Below are 26,042 nucleotides of genomic sequence, written 5' to 3'. Positions count from 1 at the left end.
GCCACTACTAATAATTATGCCTTTTTTATGCACGCTTGGTGCGATTGCTTTTAGCATATTTAAAGACTTTTCGGCTAATACTTTACCACTTAGACCACCTGCCTTAGTTAAATCAGGCTTTTTGCTAAGCGAATAATCTTGCGTAGTATTGCTTAAAATCATTCCACAAGCATTAGCATTTAAAGCTGTTAGACTTAATTCAGTAGCCAAGCCAAAATCCATATCAGGAGCAAATTTTATAAATTTTGGCACATCATTAATAGCATTTAGCCTAGTAAAAATTTCTTCAATAAATTTAGCATTTTGTAAATCTCTTAGATTTGGAGTATTAGGCGAACTTATATTAATTACAAAAGCGTCTGCATAAGGCTTTAGCTCACGAACTAAAATCTCATAATCATTTATCGCTTCTTCATTAGGTGTAACTTTATTTTTACCTATATTTATAAAAATCGGAGGTAGTTTTGAGAAATTCTCACGCATTAAATTTGCTTTTGCAACTTCTACGCCGTCATTATTAAACCCCATTGCATTGCGAATGCTAAGCTCATCTACTAATCTTTCAATTCTTGGGCGAGGATTACCTGGCTGAGCCTTAGGAGTGATTGCTCCGACTTCAATGAAACCAAAGCCAAGATTTGCTAAAGGAGCTACCACTTCAGCATTTTTATCAAATCCTGCTGCAAGTCCAATAGGATTAGAAAATTTCATATTGATTAATTCATTTTCTAAATTCTTATAAGTTTTTTTATAATCAACTACTTTTAAAAATCTTTGAGTTTTAAGAGCTTTGATTACTAAATGGTGCATATCTTCAGGGTCAAACTTAAATATAACTTTTTTTGCTAATTCATACATTTACTTACCTTTATAATGTTTTTGAAAAGGTCTTTTCACCTTTATTTTTCATATAAGCATCAAATCCCATACAAATATTACGGATTAATAATGTGCCTGTTTCATTTACTCTTATTTCATCATCACTAATTTGTAAAAATTCAGCATAAGTTTTTAAATACTCTTTTGCATCGTTAAAATAATCCCAAAATATTATTTTAAATTCTTTTTCAATTTCTTTAATATTAAGACTAAAATTAGCCATTAAGCTCATTATTACAGCTTTTCTAATTAAATCATCATTATTAAGTTTAATTCCCCTATGAAATGGTAATTTGCCATTATCAATAGCTGCTTCATAAAGGTTTAAATCTTTATAATTTTGTGCGTAATAATTAAGTCCTTCTCCAATACTAGTAAGCCCAACGCCAACCAAAATAGCTCCACCTTTTGTAGTATATCCTTGAAAATTTCTATGAAGTGTGCCATTTTCTAAAGCCTTAAATAATTCATCATTAGGTTTTGCAAAATGATCCATTCCTATCATTTTATAGCCATTTTCGCCTAAAAATTTCGCAGTATGTTTTAGAATTTCTAACTTAGTTTTAGCTTCAGGAATAGTGCTTTCATCAAATTTTCTCATATTCTTTTTAATCCAAGGCACATGAGCGTAATTAAATACAGCAAGTCTATCAGGATTTATTTTTAAAATTGTCTCAAGCGTTTTGCTAAATGAGTTTAAATCCTGATAAGGAAGTCCGTAAATTAAATCAGTATTTATACTTTTTACTCCATTTGCTCTTGCTAGTTTTACTGCATTTTCTGTAATTTCGTAAGGTTGAATTCTATGAATTTCTTTTTGCACTTTAGGGTCAAAATCTTGCACACCAAAGCTAATTCTATTTATGCCGTATTTTGCAAATACGCTCATTTGTTCAACATTTAAAAATCTAGGGTCAATCTCACAAGAAAGCTCGCTATCAGGTAAAAACTCAAATATTTCATTAATTTTTTTAAGCAAGATTTCAAGTTGAGCTGCACTAAAAAATGTAGGTGTTCCACCGCCAAAGTGCATTTGAATAGCTTTTTTTGTCTTAAGATGAGTTTTTAAAATATCAAGCTCTCTTAAAATATAATCTAAATACCTTTCTTTTTTATCTTCATTAGCTGTATAAATTACATTACAGCCACAAAAATAACAAGCCGAACGACAAAACGGCAAGTGAAAGTAAAGCGATAAAGGCTTATTTTCGTTACTTTCTAAATCTTTTATAAAATCATTATATTTATAATCTTCGCCAAACTCAATAGCTGTTGGATATGAAGTATATCTTGGGCCACTTGTTTGATATTTTGCTAATACACTAAAATCCATTTTTATCCCCTTAACATTTCGGCTAATTCTTTAGCGTGATAAGTGATTATTAGTTTTGCACCCGCTCTTTTAAAACTAATCATAGTTTCCATTAAGATTTTTGGATAATCTACAAGCCCAGCTATTCCAGCGTTTTTAAGCATTGAATACTCTCCGCTTACATTATAAACACATAGTGGAAGTAGTGAGTTTTGGCTAATTTCTTTAACTACATCTAAATATGCTAAAGCAGGTTTTACCATCAATATATCAGCACCTTGTTTTTCATCTTCTAAGCTTTCATTTAAAGCTTCTTTTCCGTTTGCATAATCCATTTGATAAGCTTTTCTATCGCCTTTTTTAGGAGCTGAATTAGCCACATCACGGAAAGGTCCATAATATGCACTTGCGAATTTGGTTGAATAAGCCATAATAGGTAAAGTATCAAAGCCATTTTCATCTAAAGTAGTTCTTAAAGTTTTTATTATTCCATCCATCATTCCACTAGGTGCAATCATATCCACACCAGCTCTAGCCATTACTAAAGCTTGTTTGCTAGAATTTAAAAGCGTAATTTCATTATTTAAATACCCATATTCATCTAATACTCCGCAATGTCCGTGGTCTGTGTATTCACAAAAGCATAAATCAGCAATTAAATATAAGCTATCACCAAAACGCTCTTTAATAGCTCTAATAGCACGAGCTATAAGCCCATTATCGCTCATTGCATCACTTCCGCAGCTATCTTTTGCACTTTCATCTAATACGCCAAATAATAAAATACTCTTAATTCCAAGCTTTAAACAATTTTCACATTCTGCTAGTAATTCATCAAATCCTAATTGATAAACTCCTGGCATTGATTTAATCTCAATTTTTGCACTTTTTTTATCTACTACAAATAAAGGGTAAATCAAATCGTTTAAGCTAAGTTGGTTTTCCTTTACTAAATCCCTAATTATAGGGCTTTTTCTAAGTCGTCTAAATTTACGCACACTAAACTCCTTTTTTTGTATAATTAAGGCTAATTAAATCAAAAAAGAGTTAAACAATGTTAGTTGAAATTTCAAAACAAGCAAATTTACCTACAAGATTTGGAAATTTTATTATCCAATCTTTTAAAGAAAATGAAAAAGAGCATTTAGTAATTATGAAAGGCGAAATTAGTGATGAGATTAATGTTCGTATACATTCTGAATGCCTTACAGGTGATGCTTTAGGTTCGCTTAAATGCGATTGTAGAGACCAATTAAAAGCATCTTTAAGATATATTGAAGCAAATGGCGGAATGGTTATTTATCTTCGTCAAGAAGGTCGTGGAATAGGTCTATTTAATAAAGTAAATGCTTATAATTTACAAGATAATGGATTTGATACACTTGAAGCGAATTTAAAACTAGGTTTTAAAGATGATGAAAGAGATTATAAAATAGTTGATTTTATACTTGAATATTACAAAATTAAAAGCGTAAGATTGCTTACAAATAATCCTTTAAAATTAAAAGCTATTAGTAAAGATGTAAAACGCATACCATTAATAATGCAAAGCAATGAATACAATAAACAATATCTAAAAGTTAAATCTTGCAAAATGGGGCATATGCTAAATGAATAATGAATTTTTAGCTTTTATAAATTCATATGAAGATGAATTAAAAAAATACAATAAAGTTCATAATATTACAAGATTAAAAGATATAAAAGCAGCAGCACTTGATAGTATTGAAATACTTAATTTCGTAGAATTTAAATCAGGAATTAATATAGCAGATATTGGCTCAGGTGCTGGTTTTCCTGCTATATTTTTAGCTTTTTTAAAAAGAGATTGTAATTTTTATTTGTATGAGCCAAGTTATAAAAAATCAGCATTTTTATCGCTAATTAAAGCTAAGTTTAATTTAGATAATGTGTTTATTAAACCTATAAAAGTTGAATGTGAAAAAGACTTAAAATGCGATTTGATAACTTCAAGAGCTTTTGCAAAAACAGAACTAATTGTTACTTTATGTAATGATATAACCAATGATAATACGAAATTTATTTTATACAAAGGCTCATTCGTAAAAGATGAGCTAGATTGCTTAAATGAATATAAATTACACGAGAGAAATAATAGAATTTTTTTAGAATTTTATAAAAAAGATTTCAAAATTATTACAAATTAAGCTTAGTTTATTTTTTTTAAGATTATAATTAGCAGATTATTTTAATTTCTATTTAAGGAGCAGTTATGGCAAATCCATCGCAAAATCTTGGCTATGATTATACCGTAGCTAAGTGGTTTATGTTCGCATGTATTTTGTTTGGCATAATCGGTATGGGAATTGGAACTTTAATCGCGTTTCAATTAGCATTTCCTGAGCTAAATAATATTGCAGGTGAATATTCTACATTTGGCCGCCTAAGACCACTTCATACAAACGGAGTTGTTTATGGCTTTATGCTTTCAGGTATTTGGGCTACTTGGTATTATGTAGGTCAAAGAGTTTTAAAAGTTTCATTAAGAGAATCAAAATTCTTAATGTTCATAGGTAAAGCTCATTTTATAATCTTTATGATTACTATATTATTAGCTGTTGTAAGTCTTTTTGCTGGTGTTACAACTTCAAAAGAATACGCAGAACTTGAATGGCCTTTTGATATAGCAGTTGTTGTTATTTGGGTTTTATGGGGTATGGGAATTTTTGGACTTATTGGAATTCGCCGTGAAAAAAGTCTTTATATTTCTATTTGGTATTACATTGCGACATTTTTAGGCGTAGCAATGCTTTATTTATTTAATAATATGGAAGTTCCTACAAAATTAGTTACAGGAATGGGTTCTTGGCTTCATTCAGTATCTATGTATGCAGGAAGTAATGATGCTTTAATTCAATGGTGGTGGGGACATAATGCGGTTGCTTTTGTTTTCACGGTTGCAATTATTGCTGAAATATATTATTTCTTACCAAAAGAAAGCGGTCAGCCAGTATTTTCTTATAAATTATCACTATTTTCATTCTGGTCTTTAATGTTTATATATTTATGGGCAGGCGGACACCATTTGATTTATTCAACCGTTCCTGATTGGATGCAAACAATGGGTTCAATTTTCTCTGTTGTATTAATATTACCAAGTTGGGGTAGTGCAATCAATATCTTACTTACAATGAAAGGTGAATGGCACCAAGTAAAAGAAAGCCCATTAATTAAGTTTATGATTTTTGCTTCAACATTTTATATGTTCAGCACACTTGAGGGTTCAATTCAATCAGTTAAATCAATCAATGCTCTAGCACACTTTACAGACTGGATTCCAGGACACGTGCATGATGGAACACTTGGTTGGGTAGGATTTATGACTATGGCTGCAATTTATCATATGACTCCAAGAGTATTTAAAAAAGAGATTTATAGTAAAAAAATTATGGAATACCAATTTACTATCCAAACTTTAGGAATTGTATTATTCTTTAGCTCAATGTGGATTGCTGGAATTACTCAAGGTATGATGTGGAGAGCTTATGATGATTATGGAACTCTAACTTATTCATTTATTGATACTGTTATAGCACTACATCCTTATTTTATAATAAGAGCTATTGGTGGTTTATTATATTTAATAGGATTTTTTATGTTTGCTTATAATATTTATAAGTCAGTTACTTCAAGCAGAAGCGTTGAAGTTGAACCAAAATCAGCAAGTCCAATGCAAGCGTAAGGAGGTAAAAAATGTTTAGTTGGTTAGAAAAAAATCCTTTCTTTTTTGCGGTATTTGTATTTGTTGTTATTGCTTATGCTGGTGTTGTAGAAATTCTACCTGCATTTAGTCCTAACGCTAGACCAATTGAGAGCAAAAAGCCTTATACAGCTTTAGAACTTGCAGGTCGTCATGTTTATATTAAAGAAAGTTGTAATGCTTGCCATTCGCAATTAATTCGTCCATTTAAAGCAGAAACAGATAGATATGGTGCTTATTCAAAAGCAGGTGAATATGCTTATGATAGACCATTTTTATGGGGTTCAAAAAGAACAGGTCCTGATTTAATGAGAGTTGGTAATTATAGAACTACTGATTGGCACGAAAATCATATGAAAAAACCTGTTTCTGTAGTGCCTAGTTCAATTATGCCTGAATATCCACATTTATTTAAAAAGAATTCAGATTTAGATACAGCTTATGCTGAAGCTTTAACTGTTAAAAAAGTTTTCAATGTTCCTTATGATGAAGAAGGTTATCCAAAATTAGGAACTTACGAAGACGCTCGTAAAATGATGGTAGAACAAGCTACACCTATTGTTGATGCAATGAGCGATGAAGAAGTAAAACAAGCGTTTGAACCTTGCCGTGCAAATGCACTTGATAGTAAATGCGAAATTAAAGAAATAGTTGCATTGATTGCGTATTTAAATAGCTTAAAGTAAGGAAGAATTATGAGTTTGGTTGAACTTGTGCAATATCAAGGACATGCTTATTTTTTCCTTGTGGCGTTTTTGACCTTTGTGCTTTATGCTTATATTATTCATTTATATAAAGCACAAAGAGAAGGTAAAAAAGATTATGAAAAATATGCAAATCTTGCATTAGATGATGATATTAATTCATCTTTATTAGAAAATAGGAGAAAGTGATGAAATGGTTAAATCTTTCTGATAATGTAAATTTACTTTCTATAATTGGTGCAGTTGTTATTGTTGCTACCGTGTTGATAGTAAGTTTAAATGTATTTAAACAGATGAGAATTAAAAGAAAAGATGCTGAAACAAGCGAGCACGAATGGGATGGAATAAGCGAATATAAAAACCCATTACCAGTAGGTTGGGCTGTTATGTTTATCGTTTTAATAGTGTTTGCTTTATGGTATTTTTTAATAGGTTTTCCACTAAACAAATATTCATCAATAGGTGAATATAATGAAGAAGTAGCAAGTCATAATGCAAAATATAAAGAAAAATATGTAGCATTTGATGATGAATCTAAATTAAATATGGGTAGAAATGTATTTTTATTACATTGTGCTCCTTGTCATGGTGCTGAAGCAACTGGAATTAATGGTAAGGCTCAAGACTTAACTAAATGGAGTAGCGTTGCTGGAATTTTAGATATTTTAGAAAACGGCTCAACAGGTTTAGGATACGGAGAAATGCCAGCTGGTTTAGTTGAAGGAGATGACGCAAAAGCAGTTGCAACTTATGTAGCAAATGGAATGCAAGGTGAAGTTGGTAAAGATGTGTTTGAAACAACTTGTGCAGCTTGTCACGGAGAAAATGGAGAAGGTACTGAAGGTGTAGCACCTGCATTAAATATTTATACTAAACCTGATTTTATTAAAATGGTTTTAGCTAGCGGTAAGATAGCAAGTGCTGATGCAAGCGTAAAAGTAATAGGAGCAATGCCAAGCTTTAAATCAATGCTAAGCGATGAGCAAGTAGATGCAGTTGCTCGTTATGTAAGCACATTATCAAAGGAGTAAAAAATGGATAATCATAATAGAAATGTGTTTGGATTACACGGAATTACAGGTATGTTAATAGCTACCGTTTTATTATTATCAATCCTAGTTGGGCTTACTATTTGGGGAATAAATGTTCAACAAAAAGAAATCAGAAATCCTTATAAACTAGAAAAAATTGAAGATGCTAAAATGCACGAAAATAGAAGTTTAGAAGATTTTAGAAAGGACGCAAAATGAGCAAGTTATTAGAAACAATTATAGTTTTAGGAATGGTTGTGTTAGCAATAGTTACAGCTTGGTCAGTTTTAACTCCTAATCATTTAGGTATAGGATGAAAAAGCTAATAATTATAATGCTTTTAGCTCTTGTGAATTTATTTTCACAAGAGCCTTTAAGTAATGAAGTATTAAATGAAATAAATATTTTAAGTAATGATTTAGAGCAAAAAACAGGTATTAAAACAAGTGTTTTGATATCAAATGAAATTCCTTTTAAAGATTTAAAACAAAGTATTAAAACTGATAAAAATTATGCAATTATAGTAATTAGTCTTAAAGATAAAAAGTTAGATGTTATAAGTGATTTAGGATTAGATTTTAGAAGTGTTACCGAATATTATTATTTAAAATATGGATTTTTCCCAACACAAGGTGCAATATTGCCAATACTTACTCAACCTAAAGGAAAAGATTTAATAAATGCAGCGATTTTAAATGGGTTTGCTGAATTGTGTGATGTAATTGCAAGTAGTAAAGGTGTAGAACTTGAGTATTCTTACGGGGATTTAAATGATAATATTATAAATACAATTAGAACTATTTTTTATATTTTTACTATTGTTTTTATAGTAGTTTTAATTAGAAGAAAGGTAAAGAAAAAATGATAAAAGAAGGAAGACATTGGCCTTATTTGATTGTTGGTTCAATCATTTTTATGATGATTGCTTGTATTTACACCGTCTATTTATCTTTTGATTATCCAGTAGATGAAGATGAAAGTTATTTTTTAAAATACCAAGATGTTGAGAATAATTACGCAAAAATCAAAGAAAACGAAAAATTATTTTTAGATAATTTTGCTTTTAGGGTTTTAGGCGATAAAACAAGATTAGATGTTACTAAACGCCCAGCGGTATTTGTAGATAATGAAGTGATATTAAAAGTTAAAGAAAAGTCTAATTTAAAAGCAAGCAATATAAGCGTAAAGGCAAAATTAACAAGACCACACACAAAATATGAAGATAAAGAAATCATCGTAAATTATGATGATAATTTAAAAGAATTTAAAGCTGATTTAGGAGATATTTCTAATGGACGCTGGACTTTATTGATTGATTTTAAAATCAACGAACTTTCAAAATTTTATAAACTTGAACTTTGCAAAAATCAATGTAAAAAAGCTTAATATTAAAGCTTTTTTACGCTATAACTACTCATAATAATCTTTTAAAAGGAAAATAAATGTATAAAAAGGATTTGATTGTATTTTCTAATTTAAGGCAAATTAAAAACTACTTAGCAAGTATTAAAAATGAAGGATTTTTTCCAACCACAATTAGTATTAATGAGTTTTTGCAAGATTTCGCAATAAATGATAAAAGAAGAGCGACTGAAGTAGAGCAAATCATTGCTATGAGTAGGGCTTGTAATAAAACTAAAGATTATAAAAAGCTTAATTTTTCAAATGATTTTTTAAGTTTTTTAAAAAATAAAGAATATTTATTCTCATTTTTTAGCGAATTAAATAGCCAAAAAGTAAGTATAGATGATTTAAGAAATAATGATTTATATAGTTTTTTTGATGAGTATTTAGACATTTTAGAAGAGTGTTTAAAGCATTATAAAAACGAATTAGATAATCAAAATTTATATGATGATATAACTATTAAAGATTTAAAAGCTAATTGGTTTTTACTTAGTCAATATAAATCAATTAGCTTTTATCTAAACGGCTTTTTAAAGCAATACGAATTAGAATTTTTTGAGAGTATTTCAGACAAAATAGATGTAAAAATCATCACAAATGTAAGCGATTACAATATAAATCTTTTAAAAAAATCATTTAAAATAGATTTTGAGCCAAATCATACTTATACTCTAAGTTTTAATAATTCTTGGCAAATTCTAGAGCAAACTAAGCTAAATTATAACAATACCTTAAAAATTGCTTCGTTTAAAAGTTCAATCTATCAATACATTTACGCACTTAGTCTAATATCAAAATATTACGAAAATGATAAACAAATAGCACTTATTATGCCTGATGAAAGCATTGCAACTAGCTTAAAAGCCATTGATATTCATAATTATTTAAATATTGCAAGTGGGCTAAACTCAAACGAAATAGCACAAAAACTAAATGCGATTTTAGGTGATGATGAGTTGGCTTTAGTGCAAAAAAGATTATTAAATACAAGCGAACTTGATTTTAGTAATTTTGATAAATTAAAAGAGCAACTATTAAGCCTTAGCAAAAACGCTGAAATTAAAGAAATCCTAAAAAACCGCCTAAATGATATAAAGATTTTAAATAATGAGTTTAAGCTAACAAACGAGCAAATCATAAAATTACTTGACGCTAATAATATTAAAATTTCTCACACAAACGGCGGAAATGTCGATGCTTTAGGTATGCTTGAAAGTCGTGGAATGAAATATGATTTAGTAATTGTTCTTGATTTTAATGATGATTTAGTGCCAAAGCGAAGTGTTAGTGAAATGTTTTTAAACAATGCTGTTCGCACAAAGGCTGGGCTAATTAGCTATGCTGATAGAGAAAATTTACAAAGGCATTATTATAAAGAGCTTTTTAATGCCAAAGAAGTTTTTGTTTTATACCTTGAAAACGAAGAAAAATCACCCGCTAGAATGCTAAAAGATTTTAGTTGCGAAAGACAAATCGTAGATGAAAAAGGGTTAATTGAATCATTCTTAAAGGCATTTAATGGCAATTTAAAAGCAAATGAAAACATACTTGAGCCTGATTTAGAACTTATAAAAAATCATAATTTTTTTGCAAAACCGCTTAGTTTTTCAAGATTATCGTGCTATTTAAACTCACCTTATGAGTATTATTTAAAATATATTTTAGAATTAAGTGAGCCTAGCAATTCAAACGAAAAAGCAGCAGTTGGGACTATGGTTCATGAGTTTTTACAAAACGCTGATTTTAAGAATTTAAAACAAGAATTTGAAAAAGAGCTAAAAGACAAATTAAGCCCAATTGATTATGCTTTAATATACGATAATTTAGATGAAATCGCATATTATATTAACAACAATCAGCCAAGTGCAAATTGCGAAGAAAAGCTTTCGGGTAAAATTGCAAATATTGATGCTTACGGGATAGCTGATAGGATAAGTGATGAGCTAATAATTGATTATAAGACTACAAACAAGCCAAATTCTACTAAAAATCACGAAAAACAATTAGCCTTTTACGCAATGCTTTTAGATAAGCCTACAATACAAACAGCTTTAATTTATTTAAAAAGCACTCGTGGGGCGGTGTTTGAATGTAAAAATTTTAATAAATTATCTCAAGAGATTGAAAGCGACATTGCAACTCTTAAAGATGGCTTCGTCTTAGAAAAAAATGAAAATGCTTATGGCTATTATCATTTAATAATCAATAAAAAGGATAGAGTATGAAACATATCGCATTAGCAGCAAGTGCTGGAAGTGGCAAGACTTTTACTCTAAGTGTTAGATATATTGCTTTAGTTTTAAGTGGGGCGAGTATTAATGATATAGTAGCTCTTACATTTACAAAAAAAGCCGTAAATGAGATGAAAGAGCGAATTACAAAGGTATTTTTAGAGCTTGAAAATAGAGCTGCCGAGCTTCAATTTTTGCAAGATTTATTAGGTTTAAGTGCCGAGCAAATCATAAATACAAGAAATAAATTCTTAAAAAACTTTAAAGAAGACGAGCTTAGGATTTATACTTTTGATAGCTTTTTTTCTAAGATTTTAAGGCTTTTTGCAACACACGAAGGCTTAAGCGTAGATGCGGAACTCATTGATTATTTAGATATTAAAGAAGAGTTTTTAAAGTCTTTAGATACAAATGAAGCCATAAAATTAGTAAGAGATTTAAAAGATTTTAATATGAGTTTAGGAGATTTTTTAAACTGGCTTGAGAGTTTGTATTTAAATTATACAGGCGAAAAAATCATAAATGATACGACTTTTATAAATCCTTTTGATGAGTTTTTAAGGCTTAAAGATAATTTTACTGGAGCAAATAAAAAAGTTGATGAATGGCTTGGCAAAATTACGGATTTAAATTCTTTACTTTCTAGCTCATTTTTAGACGCTAGCAAATCAAATATACAAAAAGCCCTAGATTTACCAACTTTTGCAGCAGCTTATGAAGAATTACTCTTAATAGTTGCTAAATATTATGGTTTTTTAGAGAGCAATCAATTAAAATTATGCTTTAATTATTTAGACAAATTTAGCGAAGTTGCGAAAAATTATCATAAAGAGCAAAACATTTTAAGCTTTAGTGATGTGGCGATTTATGTTCATAAAATATTGCAAAATAAGGATTTAAAAGACCTTTTTTATTTTAGACTTAATTCAAATCTAAGCCATCTTTTAATAGATGAGTTTCAAGATACTTCGGTTATTCAATACGAAATTATTAAGCCAATAGTTGAAGAAATAGTGGCTGGAATTGGCATAGATGATAAGCAAAAAAGCTTTTTTTATGTAGGGGATAAAAAGCAATCAATTTATTCATTTAGGGGTGCTAAACAAGAAGTATTTGATTTATTTCACAAAAACAAAACCTATAATATAAGCTTGCAAAATCTTGATACTAATTATCGTAGTAAAAAAGCCATAGTAGAGTTTGTAAATAATAATTTTAAAAATCTTTATGATGATTATTACGAGCAATTAGTTGCAAGTAAAGAAAACGGAGTTGTAAGCAAAATAATCACCGAAAATTACTTAAACGATGTTTATAAAAAGATTGCAAGTTTGCTACAAAACGGAGCAAAATTAGATGATATTTGCATACTTACAAGAGATAATGCAAACGCAAATGAAATAGCTAATTTTTTAAATGAATTTGGTTTGAAAACTAATGTAAATAATAACTCTTTATTAGTTTCAAAAATGAGCGTTAGGGTTTTAATAGAATTTGCAAAATACTCTATTTTAGGAGATGAGATTTATGGCTTTTTTGTAAAGTCTGTGCTAGGCAAGGATTATTTAAGGCTTAAAATTGATATTACAAAAAGTGCTTATGAGATTTATAATGAGATAATAATTCATCTTGATTTATGTAAAGATGAGTATGTTTTAGAGTTTTTAGATGAAATTAGTTCTAAAGATTTTTTAGATACGATATATAATCTTAGTAATAAACTTGCATCAAACAATGAAGCAAAAGGCATAAATATTATGACAATTCATAAGAGCAAGGGCTTACAATTTGAGCATTTAATCTGCGTTCATTTAAGTAAAACCCCTCCACACGATACAGGGCTTAAAATTGAATATGATTTTTCTAGCCACAAATGGTATGGCTTTAAAAAGGACGCTAGTGCTATTAGAAATCTTAGATGTTTTTATGATAAAGATTATGCAAAAAAGCTTGAAATTTATGAGAATACGAAAAAAACTGATGAGATAAATACTTATTATGTAGCTTATACAAGAGCGATTAGCTCTCTTTGTATTATTATGAATGATGGAGCTGGACTTAGCGGGATTAATTATAATGAAATTACAAATGAGAGTTTAGATGATGATTTGCTTAATTTTAGATATAAAGAAAATGAAGCAAGTGCTATAAATATTAGCTATGAGTTTAATCCTTGTGTGCCACTTCAAAATGTCAAGGCTAAAGAGTTTAGCACTGATGCGATTATGCTTGGAAACGCATTTCACTATTTTTGTGAATTGAGTGATTTTAATGATGAAAGCTTGAATGAATGTTTAAGACTTGCATATAATAAGTTTAATCAAGTAGATTTTGATAAATTAAAAAAACTTTGCGAAGATTTGCTTAAATGCGTAGAGTTTAAAGAATTAATCAAAAATCATAATTTGATTAAAGAATATAACTTTTTATATGAAAATAAAGTAAATAGAATAGATTTATTAGCTATTAGCGATGATTGGGTTAAGATAATTGATTATAAAAGCTCGTTTTTTAATAAATCTTATGAAAAACAGCTAAAAACCTATGAAAACTTTATAAAAACTAGATTTTCTAATCACAAAATTAGCTCTTATGTAGTGTTTTACGAAAACGAAGAATTTAAATTAAAAAGAATTTAAATTCTTTAAAATTAAATTGATTTTGTGGTGAAAATCTTAATTCATAATCTAAATACGAATTAAGATTTATTATTTTTCAAAACATATAATTTCTAAAATATTTTAGAAAGTCATTAGGTAATGAATACGCTTATATTTGGAATTGTTTTTGGATTTTTATTAGCAAGATATAGATTTTGCTTTTTTTCTGGTTTTAGAAATCTTTTTTATTTTAAAGATTTTTCATTTGTTAGTGCTTTAAGTTTTTGTATATTTTTACAATCTCTTGGCTTATTCATATTAGAACATTTTAAACTAATTACCATACCCGAGTTTAAATTCTCAATACTTGCTACTATTATAGGTAGCTTTGCATTTGGCGTTGGAATGGCGTTTAGCAAGGCTTGTGTTAGTGGTAGTTTTACTAGAGTTATTAATAATAGTTTTTATTTAATAACGGCTTTTTCTTTTGCTTTTAGTATGGCTTTATTTAATGGAATATTTAAAAAATATATAGATATTTTTACAAAAAATGAGCTTACTAATATTCATACTTTTTTAAATATTTCGCCTTTTATCTTAGTGATTTTACTTGGAATTTTAAGTATATATTTAATCTATAAAGCCAAAAAAATCAGCATTCTAGCAATAGTTTTAGCAATTTTAAGTCTTTTAATGTGGAAAATGATTGGTTTTAGTTTTACTTTATCAGTTCCTAGTAAAAATATGATTTTATATCTAGTAACCAATCAATATAGGTATTTAGATTCTGGAGTTTATTTTTTATTTGGTTGTATTTTAGGTGGGATTGTTGCGAATTTAAAATCATTTTCGCTTCAAGGTGTATCGCTAAAACAAGGATATTTTAGTGTAATTGGAGGCTTTTTGATGGCTTTTGGAGCTTCTCTTGCAAGTGGTTGCAATGTGGCAAATATTTTAATAGCTAGTGCTTATTTTAGCTTTCAAGCTTTTATATTTTTACCTTTTATGCTTTTTGGATTTTTGATTATTTTAAGGAGAGTATCGTGAAAAAATTAATTTTATTGTTTGCACTTATTTTTAGTGCTTGTTTTAATGCTGATAATGTTAAATTATTAAATACTTATGAGTTTAAAGCTAGATTAAATAGTGATTATTTGATAATTGATACAAGAATTGATAGTTATTATAATGGTTTTAGCGAAGATGGGGCAAAAAACGGCGGTCATATTAAAGGGGCTTTAAATATTAGTGCTTTATCAATGGATTTTGTTGAAAATAAAAAATTTGAAGAATATTTCAAAGGCAAAGGCATTACAAAGGATAAAAAGCTCGTATTTTATGGCTCTAATTTAGATGAGATAAAAAAAGTTAGCTCGGAGTTTTTAGCTCGTGGTTATAAAGGCGAGATTTATGCTGATTTTATAGATTATGCAAATAATAATGATTTAGTAAAACTTAAAAACTATCAACTAGCAGTCTATCCTAAATGGCTAAATGACTTAATGCAAGGCAAAAAAGTTGAGAGTTTTGATGGTAAAGACTTTATGGTTTTTGAGGTTAGTTGGGGAGAAAATAGTGATGAATACAGCGAGCATATAAAAGGTGCTTATCATTTTAATACTGATTTAATAGAGAATGCTCCTGTTTGGAATTTAAGTGATGCAAAAACTTTAGAAAATAATCTTTTAAGCTTAGGAATAACAAGCGAAAAAACTATAATTTTATATTCTAAAAATCAAATGGCAGCTTTAAGAGTATTTTTTGCACTAAAATACGCTGGGGTTAAAGATGTTAGATTTTTAAATGGTGGGCTATATTCTTGGCAAGAAGCAGGATTTAGCATAGAAAAAACTTCAAATATACCTAATAAAGAAAGTGATTTTAAAGCGATAATTCCTGCAAATACTAATATAAATATATCAATGCCAGATGATATTAAAAATTATAAAGGGGATTTAAAGCTAGTAAGTATTAGGGCTTGGGATGAGTTTATAGGCAAAATTAGTGGTTATGATTATATACCAAAAAGTGGTGAGCCAAAAGGAGCTATTTGGGGATTTGCAGGGACAAATTCATCTAATGTGGCTGATTATTATGACCCTGATGGAACGCTTAGAAATCCTTATGAAATATATGAATTGTGGCAAAGTCAAGGCATTAATAAAAATGATAATTTAGCTTTTTATTGTGGCACAGGCTGGAGAGCTAGTGTTGCTTGGTTTATTGCCTTACTTGATGGTTGGGAAAATATTTATGTATATGATGGTGGCTGGAATGCTTGGCAAATGGATGAGAGCTTAGAAGTGCAAAAGAATTTAGATTTAGTTAAACCTGATTCAAAAAACGATTATGGAGCAGTGTTTAAAGAAGGTGCTAGTTGTAAAAGCTAATCAAAAGCTATTCTTAAAGAATAGCTTTAATCATCATAAAATGATTATAAAGAGTATATGCAACACTAAATAAAATTATTGTAATTGTTAAAATGAGAGTTTTGCTAAGTGTAGGCTCAAAAAAGCTCTCGCTTAAATTAATTTGTATTTTTTGATTAAGCGATGAGCTTTTAAAATTTTTATAGTTTTTTAATTATCTAAATTGCCTTCTTTCAAATTTTGCTTTAGGTTCTGCTTTTGTATCTATAGGTAAAATATTAGCAAAGCATCCAATATCAACAAAAACAAGTATCCCAAAAATCCAACCATTTATTGAATCATAAAATGTATATAATATATAAGTTAATACGCAAAAAGCAATAAACCAGCCAAGCGAAAATGTTCTCTCGTGCTCGTAAGTAATTTCAGCTTGACAGCCCCTACATACTTTTACACCAAATCTTAATTCTTCATCACAAAAAGGACATATCATCGTTTTTGTATCTTTTGACATAATTGTCTCCTATTTTGATTTATTTGTTAAATAATAAAAAAAAAAAAAAACAACGCATTGTAAATATTTTCAGCCTTTCGTAATACCTTAAATTACTTAATCGTATTGCTATTAGTTTTAAAAAACTTGTTTGTTTAGATTGATTAGAGCTTAGAAGTGCAAAAGAATTTAGATTTAGTTAAATCTGATTCAAAAAACGATTATGGAGCAGTATTTAAAGAAGGTGCAAGTTGTAAAAGCTAGACTAAGTAAGCCTAACACCAAGAGTTTGAAATTAGTTAAATTAAGTTTTTATAAGTGTTAGGCCAAATTAATCTAGTGCTAGGCTTAATGCCTAGCTATTTTTAGAATGTATATTTTGCTTCAAATCTGATTAGTTTTTCATCTTTTTTATTATCTTTTATACCTTCATAATTTTTTGTTTTACCATAAGCATAGAATGCTGAGAAGTTTAATTTGTCGCTATATTTGTAAGATAGTTGTGGCTTAACTTCAAATAATTTTTCTTTATCAGTTTTATCGCCATTTTTGATTTTATTTGTTCCGCTAATAATATCAACACCAAATCTTACATCTTCAAATGTATAGCCAATTGTTCCGAATACGAAATCTTTTTTACCTATTGCTCCTGTTTGGTAATCTTTCATAGCGTATTCGCCATAATTAATCAATTTGCCACTATCTTCTATAGTATTAATTGTAGCTTTATCCTTTTTACCATAACCAGCATAACCTATATTAAAATCTAAGCCGAATGCGTCAAAGCCAGCTTCAATAGCATAAAAATTACCATTAGCTACTTCGTCGCCTGTAGCTTTTTTTAATAAATCTTTTCTATCTTTTTTAAGATTATTACCTGCGTATTGAGCGTGAATATTGTATGCGAAATCATCTTTATCACCTAAATTAACATTGAAATCTACCGTATATAATGTGCCCCAACTAGCCATATTTGCTACCCATAACTCTGCTGCTACTGGGTCAAAATTAGCAATTGCTGCTATACCATATATATTTTTACCACTTACGCTTTTTATACTATCATCATCATTTTTTGTAGCAATAACGCCTAAATCACTATCTTTATTGTAATTATCAAAAGCATAAGCTGCTAAAGTTACATTCTCAATGCTATTATTTACGATTTTTAATCCTGTTCCTAATAAATCATCAGTCCAAATTGAGCCAATTTCCATTCTACCGAACATAAATGAGGTATCGTAATTTGTGTAAGTTAAATAAGCATCTCTTATATTAAAAGTTTTGCTTGTATTTATATTATTTTCAACTTTATCTCTTAAAGCTTCATTAGATGGTGTTAAACCTGGTTTGTTTAAAGCAAATGAAGCATCTTGGTTTGAATACTGAAATAATGCAGTAGCTTTAAAATTATCAGCTATATCTGAAGTGAATTTTAATTGAGCTTTATATCCATGTAATTGGATTGTATCTTTTGTAGATTTGTCTTTTAATGAATTTTTTTCGCTAATTCCTTCATATCTATATCTTAACATACCTGATAAATCTACATTTTGAATAGCTTCATCTAAAGCAACAGCATTTGCAACTGACATTGAACCTGCAGTAATTACTGCAATTAAACTAAGTTTTACTAGTTTCATTTTTACATCCTTTTTTTAAAAATTGCAATGCTATTCTACCCCCCCCCATCTTTAAAATAAACTTAAATGGAATAATTTTTTTAGAATTTAAAAAAGTCAAATTTTATTTTTAATTTATCTTAAAATTATCTTAATTTAAGATATTATTAAGATTAAAAACATATAATCAGCTTTTTAAAAAATTTTGGCAAAGGTAAAATCATGACAAAAATAACAAAGCCAAACGAAGTTAAAAGAGATTGGATAATTGTAGATGCTGAAGGTAAGCGTTTCGGTCGTCTTTTAACAGAAGTTGCGACAATATTAAAAGGCAAACATAAGCCTTGTTATACACCAAATGTTGATTGCGGAGATTATGTTGTAATTATCAACGCATCTAAAGCAGAATTTACTGGAACAAACAAAGCTGATGATAAATTATATCACAGACATTCAGGCTATTTTGGAAGCACTAAGAGTGAAAAATTCGGTGATTTATTAGCAAATAATCCAGCAAAATTATATAAATTAGCAGTTCGTGGAATGTTGCCTAAAACTACTTTAGGTCGTGCAATGCTTAAGAAATTAAAAGTTTATGCAGGTAGCGAACACCCACATACAGCTCAGGTAAAAGGAAAGTAAAATGGCAAAAGTTTATGCAACAGGTAAAAGAAAAACTGCAATAGCTAAAGTTTGGGCTAAGGCTGGAAGTGGTAAAATTATAGTGAATGGCGTTGATTTAAATACTTGGTTAGGCGGACACGAAGCTATTAAATTAAAGGTAGTTCAACCTTTATTAGTAACTAAGCAAGAAGGTTTAATGGACATTACAGCTAGCACATTAGGTGGTGGTTATAATGCTCAAGCTGAAGCTTTAAGACACGGAATTTCTCGTGCTTTAGCTGCTATGAGTGCTGATTTTAGAGCGCTACTTAAACCACAAGGTTTATTAACTCGTGATAGTCGTGTGGTTGAGCGTAAAAAATACGGCCGCAGAAAAGCAAGAAGAAAACCACAATTTAGTAAACGTTAATTCGATTTTGAAATTAGGAGTATTCATGAAAAAGATGAGTTTAGTTTTAAGTGCAGCTGCAATGATAGCTGTTAGTGCAAATGCAAGTGATATTAATTTTGAAGGCTTAGAAATAAGCCCAATCGCTACATACAATGTTCCAGAAGGAAATCTTGACCTTATGAATAAATTTGGTTATGGATTAAGAATTGGTTATATGTATGGTGCAGTAGGAACAGAAATTGGTTATGAGCACCAAAAAGGTGAATATAAAAGTATAGATAATTCAGGTCATACTCCAGTGGGTATTGATAGAGGTTATTTAAACTTAGTATTCCCAGTTAAAGTTGGTGATACTAACTTTGATTTCTATGGATTATTAGGTGTTGGTTATGAAAACTTCAGCGAAAATCTATATGACAATAAAAACGGAATGTTTGGTCATTATGGTATTGGTTTAAAATACAAAATTTACAAAAGCTTTGGTTTAAGAGCAGAAGTTCGTGACCAAATTAAATTCCGCCACGCTGATCACCATGTAATTAGCACTTTAGGTGTAATTTTTAACTTTGATGGTAAAAAAGAAGAAGTTGTTCCAGCTCCACAACCAGTTGTAGAAGTTAAACCTGAGCCAGTAGTTGTTAAACCTGAGCCAAAACCACAACCAAAACCAAAAGCATGTTATGATTTAGAATTAGTTAAAGTTAATTTTGGATTTGATAAGAGCAATGTAACTGCTAACTATATTCCTGAAATTGAGCGTTTAGCTAAATTAATTAAAGAAGAGCCTGCATATTTTGCAAATATCACAGGATATACAGATTCAATCGGTACATCTGCTTATAACAAAAAATTATCAGAAAAAAGAGCTAAAGCAGTAAAAGCTGAACTTGTAAAAGCTGGTGTTAGCGAAGACAGAATTAATCCAAGTTGGGCTGGCGACCAAAATGCAATCGGCGATAACAAAACAAAAGAAGGCCGTGCAGCAAACCGCAGAGTTGAATTAAAAATCATCTGCCAATAATTTTATAAATTATTTTTAGGTTTCACAGATTATGTGAAACCTTTTCTTTTTTTCTTCTAAATTATTACAATTTTAATAGTATTATTCGCTTCATTTTATTTTTTTAGGTTTATTATGAAGTTGAGTATAAAAGATATTATTTTTATGAATTTGATCGGGATTTTTTCTTTAAGACAAATTCCTTATGTCGCACAATACGGAGCTAGTTCTATTATTTTATGGCTTTTTGTAGCATTTGGATTTTTTATTCCTTTAGCTTTGATATGTGGAGAACTTGGTTCTAGATTTTCTAAAGGTGGTGGTATATTTTTATGGATTAATAAAGCTTTTGGAGTAAAAGTAGCTTATTTTTGTTTGATTTGTTATCTTCTATCTTGTTTAGCTTTTTTCCCAATGATGTTGTATTTCGCAGCAAATTCTTTAGCTTATATATTTAATTTACAGGCAAAATCTTATTTTATCGCAATATTTTCTATATTGAGTTTTTTTATTTTGACATATATAAATTATAGGGGTTTTAATATACCAAATTAATAAATAAAGTATTTGTTTATTTTGGAATTTTATTTCCTACATTGCTTTTAATAGTTGTAGCTTTAATGTTTTATTTGACTAATCACAAAATCACAACTCCTTATAATTCAGGGTATTTAATTACACTTGATTTAAATACTTTAGTGTTTTCAAGCACTATGATGTTTGCATTTGCAGGGCTTGAGCTTAGCACAATGATAGGTGCTAAAATTGATAACGCTCAAAAAAATTATCCAAAAGCTATATTTTTTAGTGCATTTATAATAGTAGGTATTTATATTTTAGGCACTTTTTGTGTTAATGTGATATATCCTGCAAAAGATACTGATATATTAGATGGTATTATGCAAGCAATTACTTATGCTGAAAACAATTTGGGTTTTAAAGGTCTTAGTCAATTAATGGCTTTTAGTTTATTTGTAGGCACTTTAGGGCAGATTAATTCTTGGTTGGTAGCGCCAATATATATGCTAGCTAATGCTTCAAAAGAAGGAATAATTAAATTTTATGAAGCAAAACCACATCCAAAATACAATACCCCTTATAAGGCTTTATTTTTTCAGGCATTTTTAGTTAGTATTATTTGTATATTTTGTGTATTTTTTAATAAATCTCAAGATATTTATTGGTTACTTAGTTCTCTTACCACGGTTAGTTATTTTTTACCTTATATTGCAATGTTTTTAGCGTATTTTAAATTAAAAAATTATTGTGAAAATGAATTAGAATTTAAAATACAAAATCAAATTCTTAGTTATTTTTTAGCGATATTAGGTCTTAGTAGCGTAGTATTTGCTTTAATATTAAGTTTTATTACTCCAAACGAAGAAGAACAAAGTGAATTAATATATTTTTTACAAATTATGAGTTCTCCTATATTAGCATTAATAATTGCTATTTTTAGTTTTAATAAAACTCGTAATAAATAAAGCTTATTTAATATTTATCAAAATATTATTGTTTTGATAAGTATTTTTTTGTTTTTTTATAGGTTTTTCTCCGCTGATGCTAATTTGTATATATTCATCTGGAGTTGGCTCCTTTATTTTTATGGGTTCAGTTTGAGGAATTTCTTCTTGTAATTCTTCTTCATCTTCAAATAATATATCTAAAGCTTTTTTTAATTTTCTTAATTTTTTTTCATCTAATTCACTTAGTTTTTTTTGCAAATCATAATTTATATCATCGTTTTGATATAAATTTTTAGGTATAGTTGGGTCTTTCCAATCTGGATTTTCACTAAAAGGAATTTTATCTCCAGGAAAATCTAAAGTATATGCAAATAAATTTAAACTTAAAATAAAAACAGCTAATTTTCTCATATTTTTTCCTAATTAAATTTTTCATATTATAAAAAGTTATGAAATATATTATATTTTTTTTCAAAAAAAGATAATAATTTATAATAAGTGTTACTTTTATACACATTTTTTAAAGTTTTAAATACAATTTAAATACATTTTATGAATTATTCTGCTAAAGTAATCTTAATTTTTTAATTTTTTTTAAGGAGAAATGATGAAAAGAGCAATTTCTATTATTATTTTGATTGCTATTCCATTTTTATTCGCTACTATTTTGCCCGTGCCAAGTGGCTTAAGCGAAGCTGCGTGGGTAATGTTTGGTATTTATCTTTCAGCAGTTTTAGGTCTTGTATTTAAGCCTATACCAAATTCTATGGTATTAATTACTGCAGTGGCAGGAACTGCACTATTTATGGGACCTTATTTAGGTGGTGCAAAAGAAGCTACAAAACAAGCTTTAAGTGGCTATGCAAGTTCAACTACTTGGATTATAGTTTCTGCATTTGCTTTAAGTATTGCATTTACAAAAACCGGTCTTGGTAAAAGATGGGCTTATTTTTTAATAGGTAAATTTGGTAAAACTACTTTAAGACTTAGCTATGTTACTGCATTTTTAGACTTAGTAGTATCACCTGCAACTCCATCAAATACTGCAAGAGCAGGCGGAATTGTCTTTCCAATTGTAAATTCAATCGCACAATCTTTATCAAAAGATAAAGTTGAAACAGAAAATAGAGTAGGTGCGTTTTTGGCGTGTAATTCTTATATGAGTACAAAAATGACTTCATTTATATTTGCAACCGCAATGGCTGGAAATATGCTAGTGATTGGTTATGCAAATGATATTTTAGGAACTCACTTAAATTGGGGGAATTGGGCTGTTGCTATGATAATTCCTGGTATTGTGTGTTTATGTGTAATTCCACTAGTTGTTTATATTTTTGTTCGCCCTGATATAAAAAAGATTGATAATGTAGTAATTTCAAAACAAGGCTTAGAAGAATTAGGAGAGATGAAAAGAAGTGAGAAAATGCTTGTTTTAATCTTTGTTCTAGCATTGCTTGGTTGGTCTGTTCCGTCTTTAGCTAGTTCTTTATTTGGATTAAAGATTGATATAGATGCTACTGCAGTAGCTGTTGGTGCTATGAGTTTATCAGTATTACTTGGCGTTTTAAAATTTGAAGATATAGCAGGTTCTAAAGAGTGTATAGGGACATTATTTTGGTTTGGTGGTATTATGTCACTATCAGGTATGATGAATAAATTGGGCTTTTTTAAATGGCTTGGAACATTTATTCAAGGCAATATGAATTTAGATTTAGACCCATTGATAGTATTAATAATCATTGGTTTTATTAGTATTATCGTAAGATATTTATATGCTAGTGCAACCGTTTTCATTACAACTCTTTTACCGGTTTTATTTTTAATAGGCAAAAGCGCAGGAGTTGATCCTTATTTATTAGCATTTTTATTAATTACTACAAATTCTTATGGCGGAGCATTAACTCATTTTGGTGGTCCTGCTGCTTCAGTTATTTTTGGAGCTGGATATAACACCGTAAAAGAATGGTGGATTACTGGATTTGTAGTGGCTATGGTATCTTTTATTTTATGCCTTGTAATAGGTCTTCCTTATTGGGAAATGTTAGGAATGAATTAATTTTTTTTCTTGTTTTGATAGGAATATCAAAACAAGAATTTCATAATCAAATATTAAGTAAAATATATTTAAAATATCACACTTTTATTTTTTTATAAGCAAATTTTATTATCATATGCAATTTTAGCCCAAGTGGTGAAACTGGTAGACGCGCTAGACTCAAAATCTAGTAGGAGCAATCCTGTGTCGGTTCGAGTCCGACCTTGGGCACCATAAATAAAAAAGGAATATAAAAATGCCAAAAGACGCAAACGGAAACGAATTACAAGCAGGAGATAATGTTAGCGTTATTAAAGATTTGAAAGTAAAAGGCAGTTCTTTAACTATTAAAAGAGGAACTAATGTAAAAAACATAAAGCTTACTTCAAATGATGATGAAATAGAAGCAAAAGTTGATAAACACGGAGTTATAGTTTTAAAAACTTGTTTTTTAAAAAAGGCTTAACATTTATGAAAAAATTTTTAACATTTTTACCTATTGCTTTATTGGCAAATCCATTTGATGACTTAGTAAATGCGTATAATCAAGAAGATTATAAAACTTCTTATGATATAGCTAGTTCTATTTGTAAGCAAACTTGCTCTGATATTAATTTAAATCTAATTATGGGTAAAAGTGCTTTTAGATTAGGTTTATACGATGAAGCTTTAGCTGCTTATGATAGGGTTTTGGTATTAGATGATACTAATACAGAAGCGAGATTACAAAGTGCTATTATTTATCAAAAAAACGGGAATTTAGCTTTACTTAAATTAGAACTAGAGAATTTAAAAGATGATGAACGCTTAAATGATGATGAGAAAGCTTTAGTTGCTAGTATGTTAAAAAATGTTAAATATCAACAAAAAGCCAATAATGAAATAAATATACCTTATGCGAGTATTGGTTTTGGATATGGATATGATAGCAATCCAAAAAAGCAGAATTTAAAAGATAGTTATTTACCAGTGCCACAATTAGGCATTAATTTTCCAATACCAGGTGCTAAGCACCAACCAGCTAGTAGTATTTTAGCTAATCTTAATGCTGGCTATAAAAAACAAGTTAATAATGTATATGATTATGATATAAATATTAATTTTTATAATAAGTATTATATAAAACCAATTGAAGAAGATTTTCAGAATTTAAGTGTATTTACAGCTTCAATTAATAATGGTTTTGAGATATCAAGACAATTTAAATTAAATATTTTAATGTCTTATGATTATATTATTTTAAAACAAAAAAGATATTTAAATACCTTTACAGCAGATATTTCAGGTGATTATTATACTGAAAGTGGGCTAGCTTTTGGTCTAGGCTATACAATTAATCATAATAATTATTTGATAGAAGATAATAAAGAGAATGATTCAAATCATCATAGTATTTATGCTATGAGTAAGATTATTTCTCAAAGAAGTATGTCTTATCTAAAAATTGCTTATGATATAGAAAAAACTAGCAGAATTAAAGAAAGTTCAAATAATTATAAAGAATATTCAGCTACTGCCGGAATTATTTATATGTTAAATAAACAAGTAATATTAAAAGCAAGTTTAGGTTATGCTAAAAGTAAATATGATGAAAAAATCTTCTTAAATACGAGAAACGATATAACCTATAGAGTAAATTTTGGTGCTGAATACAATATGGATCATCATAATTTCTTCTCACTTGATTTAGGATATAATAGGGTAAAATCAAGTATTGAATACAATTCTTACGATAATCTTTACACTAATTTAATGTATAAATATAAATTTTAAGCTAACAACCTTTTAAAATATGCTATAATTTGGCATCATTTTGAAAGGATACGCTATGAAAAAAATATTATTGTTATTAAGTGTAATAACTCTAACCTATGCAAGCGTAGGTAAAATATCAGCCATTAGAGGTGATGCAGTAGTTATCTCAAAAGGTAATGAAATAAAAGCTTTATTAAATCAAGAACTTGATGAAAGCGATATTATAAAAACGGGAAACAATGCAAGATTACAAATAATCTTTAATGACAACACCGTTACTACTCTAGGTAAAAACACAAGCTTAGAAATAAAACAATTCTTATTAGATGGAAAAAACTCTAAAGTAAATCTTGAAGTAAGTGAAGGAAGCTTTAAGGTAATCACAGGAGAAATCTCAAAACT

28 protein-coding genes and 1 tRNA gene are annotated in these 26,042 nt (G+C 28.8%); 23 read left to right on the top strand and 6 right to left on the bottom strand.

Going from position 1 to position 26,042, the window contains the following annotated elements; genetic code table 11:
- From AVBRAN12640_RS08130 to hemB, 3 genes are all read right to left on the bottom strand, one after another.
- A partial coding sequence (locus AVBRAN12640_RS08130; protein WP_336612987.1) for a quinone-dependent dihydroorotate dehydrogenase occupies positions 1-858 on the bottom strand: 858 nt, incomplete at its 3' end.
- Between the two features lie 10 nt (positions 859-868).
- Positions 869-2,212: an oxygen-independent coproporphyrinogen III oxidase gene (gene hemN / locus AVBRAN12640_RS08125; RefSeq protein WP_336608894.1), complete on the bottom strand. Its 1,344-nt coding sequence runs from the start codon at positions 2,210-2,212 to the stop codon at positions 869-871.
- Between the two features lie 2 nt (positions 2,213-2,214).
- Positions 2,215-3,189, bottom strand: coding sequence for a porphobilinogen synthase (gene hemB / locus AVBRAN12640_RS08120; protein ID WP_336608895.1), 975 nt, complete (start codon positions 3,187-3,189; stop codon positions 2,215-2,217).
- A gap of 56 nt (positions 3,190-3,245) precedes the next feature.
- Between hemB and ribA the strand changes: the two genes are divergently transcribed.
- The 13 genes from ribA (at position 3,246) to AVBRAN12640_RS08050 (ending at position 16,275) form a co-directional block, all read left to right on the top strand.
- On the top strand, positions 3,246-3,809 hold the full coding sequence (ribA, locus tag AVBRAN12640_RS08115; protein WP_239803297.1) for a GTP cyclohydrolase II: 564 nt from the start codon (positions 3,246-3,248) through the stop codon (positions 3,807-3,809).
- A complete protein-coding gene (rsmG, locus tag AVBRAN12640_RS08110) occupies positions 3,802-4,359 on the top strand; it encodes a 16S rRNA (guanine(527)-N(7))-methyltransferase RsmG (protein ID WP_214117644.1) in 558 nt (185 codons plus the stop codon). The genes ribA and rsmG overlap by 8 nt, the downstream gene beginning before the upstream one ends.
- Before the next feature lie 65 nt (positions 4,360-4,424).
- Positions 4,425-5,894 carry a cytochrome-c oxidase, cbb3-type subunit I gene (ccoN, locus tag AVBRAN12640_RS08105; RefSeq protein WP_214150150.1) on the top strand — a complete coding sequence of 490 codons (1,470 nt, stop codon included), beginning with the start codon at positions 4,425-4,427 and terminating at the stop codon, positions 5,892-5,894.
- Positions 5,895-5,905: 11 nt separating this feature from the next.
- Positions 5,906-6,598, top strand: a complete 693-nt coding sequence (gene ccoO / locus AVBRAN12640_RS08100; RefSeq protein ID WP_214117642.1) for a cytochrome-c oxidase, cbb3-type subunit II — start codon at positions 5,906-5,908, stop codon at positions 6,596-6,598.
- A 9-nt stretch (positions 6,599-6,607) separates the two neighbouring features.
- On the top strand, positions 6,608-6,805 hold the full coding sequence (locus AVBRAN12640_RS08095; protein ID WP_214117641.1) for a cytochrome c oxidase, cbb3-type, CcoQ subunit: 198 nt from the start codon (positions 6,608-6,610) through the stop codon (positions 6,803-6,805).
- A complete protein-coding gene (locus tag AVBRAN12640_RS08090) occupies positions 6,805-7,647 on the top strand; it encodes a c-type cytochrome (protein ID WP_214117640.1) in 843 nt (280 codons plus the stop codon). Before AVBRAN12640_RS08095 ends, AVBRAN12640_RS08090 begins: the two co-directional genes overlap by 1 nt.
- Positions 7,648-7,650: 3 nt before the next feature.
- Positions 7,651-7,866, top strand: coding sequence for a DUF4006 family protein (locus AVBRAN12640_RS08085; protein WP_214117639.1), 216 nt, complete (start codon positions 7,651-7,653; stop codon positions 7,864-7,866).
- 94 nt (positions 7,867-7,960) lie between these two features.
- On the top strand, positions 7,961-8,512 hold the full coding sequence (locus tag AVBRAN12640_RS08075; RefSeq protein WP_336608896.1) for a hypothetical protein: 552 nt from the start codon (positions 7,961-7,963) through the stop codon (positions 8,510-8,512).
- A complete protein-coding gene (locus AVBRAN12640_RS08070; RefSeq protein ID WP_336608897.1) occupies positions 8,509-9,033 on the top strand; it encodes a FixH family protein in 525 nt (174 codons plus the stop codon). The genes AVBRAN12640_RS08075 and AVBRAN12640_RS08070 overlap by 4 nt, the downstream gene beginning before the upstream one ends.
- A 56-nt stretch (positions 9,034-9,089) precedes the next feature.
- Complete coding sequence (locus AVBRAN12640_RS08065) at positions 9,090-11,279, top strand: PD-(D/E)XK nuclease family protein (RefSeq protein WP_336608898.1); 2,190 nt, start codon at positions 9,090-9,092, stop codon at positions 11,277-11,279.
- Positions 11,276-13,924, top strand: coding sequence for a UvrD-helicase domain-containing protein (locus tag AVBRAN12640_RS08060; RefSeq protein ID WP_336608899.1), 2,649 nt, complete (start codon positions 11,276-11,278; stop codon positions 13,922-13,924). Before AVBRAN12640_RS08065 ends, AVBRAN12640_RS08060 begins: the two co-directional genes overlap by 4 nt.
- Before the next feature lie 120 nt (positions 13,925-14,044).
- On the top strand, positions 14,045-14,932 hold the full coding sequence (locus AVBRAN12640_RS08055) for a YeeE/YedE family protein (protein ID WP_336608900.1): 888 nt from the start codon (positions 14,045-14,047) through the stop codon (positions 14,930-14,932).
- Positions 14,929-16,275 carry a rhodanese-like domain-containing protein gene (locus AVBRAN12640_RS08050; RefSeq protein WP_336608901.1) on the top strand — a complete coding sequence of 449 codons (1,347 nt, stop codon included), beginning with the start codon at positions 14,929-14,931 and terminating at the stop codon, positions 16,273-16,275. The genes AVBRAN12640_RS08055 and AVBRAN12640_RS08050 overlap by 4 nt, the downstream gene beginning before the upstream one ends.
- A gap of 193 nt (positions 16,276-16,468) precedes the next feature.
- Here the strand turns inward: AVBRAN12640_RS08050 and AVBRAN12640_RS08045 are convergent, their stop codons facing one another.
- Both AVBRAN12640_RS08045 and AVBRAN12640_RS08040 read right to left on the bottom strand, forming a co-directional pair.
- Positions 16,469-16,768 (bottom strand): hypothetical protein, encoded by a 300-nt coding sequence (locus tag AVBRAN12640_RS08045; protein ID WP_336608902.1) that lies wholly within the window; start codon positions 16,766-16,768, stop codon positions 16,469-16,471.
- 344 nt (positions 16,769-17,112) lie between these two features.
- Complete coding sequence (locus AVBRAN12640_RS08040; RefSeq protein ID WP_336608903.1) at positions 17,113-18,390, bottom strand: major outer membrane protein; 1,278 nt, start codon at positions 18,388-18,390, stop codon at positions 17,113-17,115.
- Between the two features lie 201 nt (positions 18,391-18,591).
- On the opposite strand from AVBRAN12640_RS08040, the gene rplM reads away from it, so the two are divergent.
- The 5 genes from rplM (at position 18,592) to AVBRAN12640_RS08015 (ending at position 21,868) form a co-directional block, all read left to right on the top strand.
- The gene (gene rplM, locus AVBRAN12640_RS08035) at positions 18,592-19,011 is read left to right on the top strand and encodes a 50S ribosomal protein L13 (protein ID WP_214117630.1); all 420 of its coding nucleotides are present in this window, start codon (positions 18,592-18,594) and stop codon (positions 19,009-19,011) included.
- Between the two features lies 1 nt (position 19,012).
- Entirely contained in the window at positions 19,013-19,402 is a 390-nt protein-coding gene (gene rpsI, locus AVBRAN12640_RS08030; protein WP_214117629.1) for a 30S ribosomal protein S9, read from the top strand.
- A gap of 25 nt (positions 19,403-19,427) precedes the next feature.
- Positions 19,428-20,405, top strand: coding sequence for an OmpA family protein (locus tag AVBRAN12640_RS08025; protein WP_214120087.1), 978 nt, complete (start codon positions 19,428-19,430; stop codon positions 20,403-20,405).
- Positions 20,406-20,519: 114 nt separating this feature from the next.
- A complete protein-coding gene (locus AVBRAN12640_RS08020; protein WP_336608904.1) occupies positions 20,520-20,939 on the top strand; it encodes an amino acid permease in 420 nt (139 codons plus the stop codon).
- Between the two features lie 41 nt (positions 20,940-20,980).
- Entirely contained in the window at positions 20,981-21,868 is an 888-nt protein-coding gene (locus AVBRAN12640_RS08015; RefSeq protein ID WP_336608905.1) for an APC family permease, read from the top strand.
- A 3-nt stretch (positions 21,869-21,871) separates the two neighbouring features.
- Here the strand turns inward: AVBRAN12640_RS08015 and AVBRAN12640_RS08010 are convergent, their stop codons facing one another.
- Positions 21,872-22,261 carry a hypothetical protein gene (locus AVBRAN12640_RS08010; RefSeq protein WP_214117626.1) on the bottom strand — a complete coding sequence of 130 codons (390 nt, stop codon included), beginning with the start codon at positions 22,259-22,261 and terminating at the stop codon, positions 21,872-21,874.
- Positions 22,262-22,457: 196 nt separating this feature from the next.
- On the opposite strand from AVBRAN12640_RS08010, the gene AVBRAN12640_RS08005 reads away from it, so the two are divergent.
- From AVBRAN12640_RS08005 to AVBRAN12640_RS07985, 5 genes are all read left to right on the top strand, one after another.
- The gene (locus tag AVBRAN12640_RS08005; protein ID WP_214119728.1) at positions 22,458-23,906 is read left to right on the top strand and encodes a DASS family sodium-coupled anion symporter; all 1,449 of its coding nucleotides are present in this window, start codon (positions 22,458-22,460) and stop codon (positions 23,904-23,906) included.
- Between the two features lie 126 nt (positions 23,907-24,032).
- Positions 24,033-24,119, top strand: a tRNA-Leu gene (locus tag AVBRAN12640_RS08000).
- Positions 24,120-24,141: 22 nt separating this feature from the next.
- On the top strand, positions 24,142-24,351 hold the full coding sequence (locus AVBRAN12640_RS07995; protein WP_214117624.1) for an alkylphosphonate utilization protein: 210 nt from the start codon (positions 24,142-24,144) through the stop codon (positions 24,349-24,351).
- 5 nt (positions 24,352-24,356) lie between these two features.
- Entirely contained in the window at positions 24,357-25,658 is a 1,302-nt protein-coding gene (locus AVBRAN12640_RS07990; protein ID WP_214117623.1) for an outer membrane beta-barrel protein, read from the top strand.
- A 55-nt stretch (positions 25,659-25,713) separates the two neighbouring features.
- Positions 25,714-26,042: FecR domain-containing protein (locus AVBRAN12640_RS07985; RefSeq protein WP_336612986.1), on the top strand; the 329-nt coding region annotated here is incomplete at its 3' end.

The organism is Campylobacter sp. RM12640, assembly GCF_020137595.1.
Taxonomy (GTDB): Bacteria; Campylobacterota; Campylobacteria; order Campylobacterales; family Campylobacteraceae; genus Campylobacter_E.
Note: the sequence above shows the minus strand (reverse complement) of the source record. Positions and strands in the feature narration are given on the sequence as shown.